This is a genomic window from Pseudomonas sp. GM80, from assembly GCF_000282515.1.
In the GTDB taxonomy this organism is placed as follows: Bacteria; Pseudomonadota; Gammaproteobacteria; order Pseudomonadales; family Pseudomonadaceae; genus Aquipseudomonas.
The window spans coordinates 1-3,004 of the sequence record NZ_AKJD01000131.1; the positions used below are offsets into that span (position 1 = coordinate 1).

At 61.3% G+C, this 3,004-nt stretch carries 2 protein-coding genes; both read left to right on the forward strand.

Going from position 1 to position 3,004, the window contains the following annotated elements:
* The first annotated feature begins 136 nt into the window (after positions 1-136).
* On the forward strand, positions 137-901 hold the full coding sequence (locus tag PMI37_RS19560) for a TOBE domain-containing protein (protein WP_045123204.1): 765 nt from the start codon (positions 137-139) through the stop codon (positions 899-901).
* 70 nt (positions 902-971) lie between these two features.
* Positions 972-2,873, forward strand: coding sequence for a PhoX family protein (locus PMI37_RS19565; RefSeq protein WP_008084074.1), 1,902 nt, complete (start codon positions 972-974; stop codon positions 2,871-2,873).
* Positions 2,874-3,004: the final 131 nt, after the last annotated feature.

Genomic DNA, 3,004 nt, shown 5'->3' on the forward strand with positions numbered 1-3,004 from the left:
ATCTTTTGATCTTGTTTTTAAAGATCAAAAGATCGCAGCGTGCCGCAGCTCCTACAGGGGATTGGGTTTGGCTTGACTCTGGCGTTGCAAGCGGCCAACTTCACTTCCCACCGCCACAGCTAAAAAGCCCCCATTCATGTCCATGCCTTCCCTGTTGTCCCAGCACATCGTCCGCCGTCCGCAGCGTATCGCCCTGCTGCAACACATCGCCGAACAGGGCTCGATCACCCGCGCCGCAAAAAGCGCCGGCCTGAGCTACAAAGCGGCGTGGGATGCCATCGATGAGTTGAACAACCTCGCGCAAAAACCGCTGGTCGAGCGTGCCGTCGGCGGCAAGGGTGGCGGCGGCGCGAAACTGTCCAGCGAAGGCCAACGGGTATTGCGCCTCTATCAAAAGCTGCAAGCCTTGCAGGCCCAAGTGCTGGAAGCCGCGGAAGACGCCAGCGACCTCGATCTGCTCGGTCGTTTGATGCTCCGCACCAGCGCACGCAATCAGTTGCACGGCAAGGTTGTGGCGATTGAAAGTCAGGGTCGCAATGACCTGATCCGCCTCGAACTCGCCGAAGGCCTGCACCTCGACGCGCAAATCACCCACGACAGCACCGTGCATCTGGAACTGCAGGCCGGTACCGAAGTGGTGGCGTTGATCAAGGCTGGCTGGCTCGAACTGCTGACCGTCGAACAACCTGCAACGTCTGGTCACAATCTTCTCAACGGCACCATCGAAGCCATTCTCGATGCCGAAGACGGCCCCAGCGAAGTGCGCATTACCCTGCCCAACGGCCATACCCTCTGCGCTCTGGCTGAGCCACTGGACTTGCGCACCCGTGGTCTGATCGTCGGGCAAGCGGTGCAGGTGCAGTTTTCACCGTCCAACGTGCTCATCGGTACGCCGCTCTAGTCGGGCGCTGCAACGAAAGCGTCATCGACGCTCATTAAGGTGGCTGCCAAAACCAAGCAGGGAGCCTGATGTGAGCCTATTAGAAGAAAACCAATCGACTGACCTGGAAAAAATGGTCGGCCTCAGCCGTCGCGGCTTCATCGGCGCCGGCGCGTTGTGCGGCGCGGCGATGTTCCTCGGCGGCAGTCTGTTGAGCCGCAGCGCACTGGCCACCGGCGTCAGCGCTGGCAACAGCCGCCTGCTCGGTTTCGAGAGCATTCCGGCGGCCACCACTGACGTGATCAGCCTGCCCAAAGGCTACAAGTCTTCGGTGCTGATCAGTTGGGGCCAGCCATTACAGAAAAACGGTCCGGCCTTCGACCCGAGCGGCAACGGCACCGCCGCCGCACAAGAAGTGCAGTTCGGCGACAACAACGACGGCATGAGCCTGTTCGCCTTCCCTGACGATCGCAACCGCGCGTTGATGGCGATCAACAACGAATACACCAACTATCGCTACCTCTACCCGCACGGCGGCATGCCGCAATCGGCCGAAGACGTGCGCAAGGCGCTGGCCTGCGAAGGCGTGTCGGTGATTGAAGTGCAGCGCAAGAACGGTCAGTGGCAGTTCGTTCAAGGCTCGCGTTACAACCGCCGCATCCACGGCAACTCGCCGCTGCGCATCAGCGGCCCGGCGGCTGGCCACGAATTGATGAAGACCGCTGCCGACAAGCATGGCAAGAAAGTCCTCGGCACCTTCCAGAACTGCGCCAACGGTAAAACCCCGTGGGGCACTTACCTGACCTGTGAAGAAAACTTCACCGACTGCTTCGGCAGCAGCAACGCCCAGCAGCAGTTCGACCCGGCGCAAAAGCGCTACGGCGTGTCGGTCGCCAGCCGCGAAATCAACTGGCACCCGTACGACCCGCGCTTCGACATGGCGAAAAACCCCAACGAACTCAACCGTCACGGCTGGGTGGTCGAGATCGATCCGTTCGACCCGCAATCGACCCCGGTCAAGCGTACGGCGCTGGGCCGCTTCAAACATGAAAACGCCGCACTGGCCGAGACCGATGACGGTCGCGCCGTGGTGTACATGGGCGACGACGAGCGGGGCGAATTCATCTACAAATTCGTCAGCCGTGACCGCATCAATCACCGCAATGCCAAGGCCAACCGCGACATCCTCGATCACGGCACCTTGTACGTGGCCAAATTCGACAACGGCGACAGCAACCCCGACCACCCGAAAGGCCAGGGCCAGTGGATCGAACTGACCCACGGCAAAAACGGCATCGACGCCAGCAGTGGTTTTGCCGATCAGGCCGAAGTGCTGATCCATGCGCGCCTCGCCGCCAGCGTAGTCGGCGCAACGCGCATGGACCGCCCGGAATGGATCGTCGTCAGCCCCAAGGACGGCCAGGTTTATTGCACCCTGACCAACAACGCCAAACGCGGCGAAGACGGCCAACCCGTCGGCGGGCCGAACCCGCGCGAGAAGAACGTCTACGGGCAGATCCTGCGCTGGCGCACCGACCGCGACGATCATGCGGCGAAAACGTTTGCCTGGGATCTGTTTGTGGTTGCCGGTAATCCGGGTGTGCATGCCGGGACGCCGAAGGGCGGCTCGAAGAACATCACCCCGCAAAACATGTTCAACAGCCCGGATGGTCTGGGTTTCGACAAGGCTGGCCGCTTGTGGATTCTCACCGACGGCGATTCGAGCAACGCTGGCGACTTTGCCGGAATGGGCAATAACCAGATGCTCTGCGCCGATCCCAAGACCGGTGAGATTCGCCGGTTCATGGTCGGGCCGATTGGTTGCGAGGTGACGGGGATCAGCTTCTCGCCGGATCAGAAGACGCTGTTTGTCGGGATTCAGCATCCGGGGGAGAACGGCGGGTCGACGTTCCCGGAGCATCTGCCGAATGGCAAACCGCGCTCCTCGGTGATGGCGATTACCCGTGAGGATGGCGGGATCGTCGGCGCCTGATAAGCCCTCATCGCTGGCAAGCCAGCTCCCACAGGGAAACGCATTTCTAATGTGGGAGAACGGTGGTTCGACGTTTCCTGAGCATCTGCCGAATGGCAAGCCACGGTCTTCGGTGATGGCGATTACCCGTG